This is a genomic window from Burkholderia sp. LMG 13014 (assembly GCF_905232215.1).
In the GTDB taxonomy this organism is placed as follows: Bacteria; Pseudomonadota; Gammaproteobacteria; order Burkholderiales; family Burkholderiaceae; genus Burkholderia.
Genome location: NZ_CAJNKE010000471.1, coordinates 1 through 4648 on the forward strand (window position 1 = coordinate 1; position 4648 = coordinate 4648).

Here is a 4648-nt window from a genome sequence, read left to right on the forward strand (position 1 = left end):
CGCGCGGCACGTGCCTCGTCCTGGAACTCAGCGAAGTCCTCGAACGTGATCTCGAAGCCGCGCAGGTCGCCCAGCGTGGCGGCGAGCGTCTCAGCGTTGTCGGCAGCGGAGACGACCGGCAGGCTCTTGATCGCGTCGATCTTCTCGCGGATGGCAGCCACGCGCTCGCGTTCCTTGCGCTCCTCCTCTGCCTTTCGCGTCGCTTCGGCCGCGTCGTAGGTGTCTCGCAGGCCGAACAGCCGCGCCTCCTCTTTGGCATTGATCGCCACGAGACGATCCTGCTCGGCGATGACAGCCTTACTGAAAGCGGTAGCATCCTCTCGTGCAGTCTTGCCGGCAGTCTGGATCGCGACGCGGGCATTCTTGTGGTCCATCGCCGCGCGGTGAACTTCCTCACGGCCCGCCTTGTCGACCGGCGCGCCGATCGGCTTCGTGCGCTCGACGAGCGCGAGCAGGTTCTTTTCCGTCTCAGTCGACTTCAGGACGACAACAGCGCGGTCGACCGGTGGCAGCAGCGCAATATCGGTGCGCGGCTCGGGGGTCTGGGTGTCTGACATTCTTCTCTCCAATTTTTGTGCGGTGTGGTGTGGTGCGGCGTCAGCAGTATTGCGACATCAGGAGGTTCGGCACACGGCAGCCGCGCGCGATCTCCTCAAGCGTTCCAACCCGCATCTCGCCCGCTTCGTCGTGATAGAAGACGGTGCGGTAGCGGTTCACTTCGCCGTAGGCGCGATCCTTCAGGTCATCAGGCTGCGCGAACGCATCGAGCGCTTCCTTCAGGCTATGGGCGACGAAGATTTCCGACTTCTCGCCGATCCAGAAGAAGCGCAACCGTGGTGCCGGAAACAGCAGCACGCGGAGGCGCGCGATCAGCGCGGCGATCACGCTGCGACCTTGGCGAGCGCTTCGTCGACGCGCGTGCGCGGCTCACGGTCTTTCGACTTGGCGGCACGTGCGCGGCGCAGCTTGTGCGCGAGCTCCCAGCCGGCGTCAGTCAGGTCACACCAGTGCGACACGCCGCGCGTGAACGTGCCGAGCAAGCGGCCCGGCACGCGGCCATAGTTCAGGATGCCGTCAGCCTTGAAGCGTTCGAGTGCGCCCATGTCGGCCGCATTCATTCGTGCGCCTTCCAGCAGGCCGCCGTATTCGACGCAGACGGTTTCCGCGTACAGAAGCAGGCTGTACTCGTCGCGCGACAGGGTTTCCGGGTCGATGTTGTTCGTTTCGCTCACTTCTCTCTCCTTGCGCGCCTCGCGGCGCATGAATGCCCGCGCGGGCGTTATTGATTTCCGAATGCCGAGATGCCGATCAACGCGCCAAGCCACACGAGAAAGGCGACGCTCATCACTCGCTCGATCGGCTGCGGGCCGCGCGCTACTCGAAGAAGATTGTTGTACTTGTTCATCTCGGCGATCCTATTTTGTAACCGTGGTTTGATTATCGAACCATATTCGACGCACGTCAACATGCTTTCGTTGCTGCGTTACGTCGGTCGATGCGCGCGGGCGCTCTGCCAGTCGAAGTTCAGCAGCCGACCGCCGCCCTCGGTCAGGCGATCGTAGGCCGCCGCGCCGAGCGTGCCGCGCAGCTCCTCGCGATCGAGGTTGCTGACGATGATGGTCGGCCGCAATTTCTCGTACCGCTCATCGATGAGGCGAAAGAAGGCGTCGTTCGCGGCGCGCGTGTTCGGCGCGCGGCCAATCTCGTCGATTACCAGCAGGTCGACGTTCGCCATGTCGACGATCCAGCGCTCGCGCTCGCCAAAGTCCTTCGCCCAATACTCGTCGAGGTACGACGCTGCCTTGACGCGCAGTGCGGAAAACCCCGCGTTGAGGATCTGGAGCATGATCGCGGTCGACAGGTGGTTCTTGCCCGTGCCGGGGTTCCCGCGCAGGATCATGCAGCGGCCCGCCGTAAGCTGATCGCGAAACGTCGCAGCGTACTCGCGGCACACGTTCAGCGCGTGCGCCTGGCTGTCGCTTTCCGTGCGGTAGTTGTCGAAGCTGCACGACTGAAAGCGCGGCGCGATGTCGGCGCGACGGATCAGGCTGCGCGCCTTCTGCTGCCTCTTGCACTTCGGGCAGCCGTCCGGCAGCCACCGCTCGACACCCTGCTCGTCGAGCATGTTCATCTGCCACTCGCCATGCTCCTCGCAGCGCCCGTACTGCGGCGCAAATTCGCGCACCTGCCGCACCGCCTCTGGGAACGGCCCCGTGCTGACGCGCGCGAGATAATCGCCGACGCTCTGCATCGCGTCAGATGTACTCGACGGTCGGCCGGCCATCGCCTGCTCCTTGATCACGGTGAGAATGGCCCGGCTCAGGCGCGGGACTACGCGGCGCGCGGCCAGTGTCGTCCGGCGGCGTCCAGTCGTCGTCGAAGTGCAGGGATGGCCCGAAGAACGTCGCAGCCTGCTTCACGTACTCGGTGCCGATCCGGTTCGTCAGCCGGCAGAACGTCGCATACCGCCGCACGCCGTCGATCATTCGCGCCGCCTCGACACCGGCCGCCCGGCGCGCGCGCCACGCCTTCAGCGCGTCAGCTTTCGAGTTCCCACCGGCTCGCTTCGGGCACAGCTCCCACGCTTCCTCGAATTCAGGATCGCCCGAGTCGCCCCGACGTTTACTATCTTTCTCACCTGTATTATTCATAGATGTACTATTCCCCTTCGTGTTTTCCGAAGGGGGTTCATCGCCTTTTCCGAAGGGGTTCGCCGTCTTTTCCGAAGGGGTATTCGGTTTTCCGAAGGGGTTCGGAAGCACTCGAATTTGCCTCTCGACGATCCGTTTTCCGTCACGGATCAACTGCACGTCGACCAGCTTTTTTGCCGCAAGCGAGCTGATGATTTCGGACACGCGCGAGATGGACAACCCGAAGAATTCGGCGAAGTACGCGTTGCTCGCGTAGCATCCGCGCACCTTGTCCTCGAGGCTGTCGATCTCCGCGAGCATCACCTTCTCGGTGATCGACATGGTGCGATCCAACCAAAGATTGGCCGGAATCCACACCCCCTGAAACTTCCGTTGCTGCGTCACGCTGCCTCCTGCGCTGCTCGTGCGTACCAAAGCCCCGCGATCCACGCGATGCCCTTGGGTGTAAATCTCGTTTGACTGTAGGCGCGCGCGTGCTCATCTGACGTCACGCCCGCCTTGATTTCGAACCGACCAGCGTCGATGTGCGGCTGGTACGGCACCATCCGGCCGCCCAGGCGGTACATGACCCGCTGCTCGACCAGGAACTCGCGGAACTCGTTCTCGTTGATGCGCAGCAGCTTGCAGACCTCGCGGAAGCCCTTCGTGCCCGTCGCATTGGCATAGCGCTCGACGAACGCGACGGCCGGCCGCGCCTGCGCAAGCTCGATCGTGGCGCGCTGCTCGGCCTCTTTCGCATCGGCCCACGCGCGCGCCGCCGCAATCGGATCGGCGAAGTTCGGAAGCGTCGGCGCCGCGGTGCGCGCGCGCCGCTCGCAGTCGATGAAGTAATCCCGCGCCTCGACGCCCTTCGCAGTGCGCGACATCATCGCGATGTGCTTCGCGCACGCGATCGTCAGCGCATACTCGACGCGCGGCCGCCCGCTCTCCCCCGATTGGGGGAAAACTTCGTAGTCGATGGCGCGGGAGAAGATGTCGGAGAGCTGGGCTTTGATCCAGTCGGAGAAGTCCTTTCGGACGCCCAAGAACGCGTGCAGGTCACGCGCGTTGACAGAGCGCGATTCGTCGCCGACCGGACGATCCGCGATCGTGATCTCGTGCATACGGGGCTCCAAAAAACGAGCCGTAGGGCAGAACGCTGGTCGCCAAACCGCCCGCGAGTCACGGGTGCGTTCTGCCCTACGGCTACTCTGAATCGGTTTGGCTCGTGCAGTATGTCACACATGGTTCGATTTCAAAACCATTACTCGATAATATTCCACCTTTCGACAGATAGACGGTCTGATGACGACCTTGTAAGCTACGGCCACACTCGATAACAAAGCGGGGAAGGCATGAAGAAGATTGTTGTGCTGCTTTCGATGGCGCTAGCCGGATGCGCGGCATCGGTCAAGCCGGTGTCGGTGCCGGACGGCACGCAGGGATACGCGATCTCGTGCGACGGATCGGCGGACGATTGGACGACCTGCTACAACGCAGCGGCGAAGGCGTGCGGCGGCAAGTACAGGATCGTGAATACGGACGGCAACTCGACGGCGACCGGGCTCGGTCCGCTCGTCAGGCGCAGCCTGATTGTGAGCTGCAAGGGGTAAGGCCAGGGCGCGGCAGGCTCAGGTACTCAGTGATGATGCGGACGGCCTCCAGCCAGTCCCACACGAAATGAACGCGCCACCCCTCCTCCTCGAGCCGCGAGCCGATCGCGAGCTGCTCGTCGGTCGGCCTACCCTTGGCAGCCTTCAGTTCGATCGACAGGCCGATCCAGTGCCCGCGCGCGACCGGCAGCCGCACATCGTGCGAGCCCTTCAGCATGCCCGCCGCCTTCGCCTTTCCCGCTTGAGCCTTCGTCAGCTTCACGCCGTTCATCGACCCCTCCAGCAGGTCGAGGCCCGGCAGCGAGCGAACGACACTCGGCATGCGGGCCCATTCGAACAGGGCCACCTGGCTGTCGTGCTCGGGCTGCGCACGCGGCTTCTTCGCGCGGTGCCGTGGCACGCCGG

7 protein-coding genes and 2 pseudogenes are annotated in these 4648 nt (G+C 63.9%); 1 reads left to right on the forward strand and 8 read right to left on the reverse strand.

Features of this window, described 5'->3' with window-relative positions; translation table 11 throughout:
- The 7 genes and pseudogenes from JYJ84_RS28885 to JYJ84_RS28910 form a co-directional block, all read right to left on the reverse strand.
- A pseudogene (locus tag JYJ84_RS28885) lies at window positions 1-557 on the reverse strand (hypothetical protein); the annotation flags it as partial.
- Between the two features lie 40 nt (window positions 558-597).
- The gene (locus tag JYJ84_RS28890) at window positions 598-885 is read right to left on the reverse strand and encodes a hypothetical protein (RefSeq protein WP_175223098.1); all 288 of its coding nucleotides are present in this window, start codon (window positions 883-885) and stop codon (window positions 598-600) included.
- Window positions 882-1232 carry a hypothetical protein gene (locus JYJ84_RS28895; protein ID WP_236027618.1) on the reverse strand — a complete coding sequence of 117 codons (351 nt, stop codon included), beginning with the start codon at window positions 1230-1232 and terminating at the stop codon, window positions 882-884. Before JYJ84_RS28895 ends, JYJ84_RS28890 begins: the two co-directional genes overlap by 4 nt.
- 47 nt (window positions 1233-1279) lie before the next feature.
- The gene (locus JYJ84_RS38295) at window positions 1280-1405 is read right to left on the reverse strand and encodes a hypothetical protein (RefSeq protein ID WP_265343095.1); all 126 of its coding nucleotides are present in this window, start codon (window positions 1403-1405) and stop codon (window positions 1280-1282) included.
- 78 nt (window positions 1406-1483) lie between these two features.
- Window positions 1484-2284: an ATP-binding protein gene (locus JYJ84_RS28900; RefSeq protein ID WP_175223096.1), complete on the reverse strand. Its 801-nt coding sequence runs from the start codon at window positions 2282-2284 to the stop codon at window positions 1484-1486.
- Window positions 2256-3035: a helix-turn-helix domain-containing protein gene (locus tag JYJ84_RS28905; protein ID WP_175223095.1), complete on the reverse strand. Its 780-nt coding sequence runs from the start codon at window positions 3033-3035 to the stop codon at window positions 2256-2258. The genes JYJ84_RS28900 and JYJ84_RS28905 overlap by 29 nt, the downstream gene beginning before the upstream one ends.
- Complete coding sequence (locus tag JYJ84_RS28910; RefSeq protein ID WP_175223094.1) at window positions 3032-3754, reverse strand: phage antirepressor KilAC domain-containing protein; 723 nt, start codon at window positions 3752-3754, stop codon at window positions 3032-3034. Before JYJ84_RS28910 ends, JYJ84_RS28905 begins: the two co-directional genes overlap by 4 nt.
- Window positions 3755-3985: 231 nt before the next feature.
- On the opposite strand from JYJ84_RS28910, the gene JYJ84_RS28915 reads away from it, so the two are divergent.
- On the forward strand, window positions 3986-4243 hold the full coding sequence (locus tag JYJ84_RS28915) for a hypothetical protein (protein WP_175223093.1): 258 nt from the start codon (window positions 3986-3988) through the stop codon (window positions 4241-4243).
- On the opposite strand, the pseudogene JYJ84_RS28920 reads toward JYJ84_RS28915, so the two are convergent.
- Window positions 4209-4648 (reverse strand): annotated as a pseudogene (locus JYJ84_RS28920) (hypothetical protein); the annotation flags it as partial. The gene JYJ84_RS28915 and the pseudogene JYJ84_RS28920 overlap by 35 nt on opposite strands.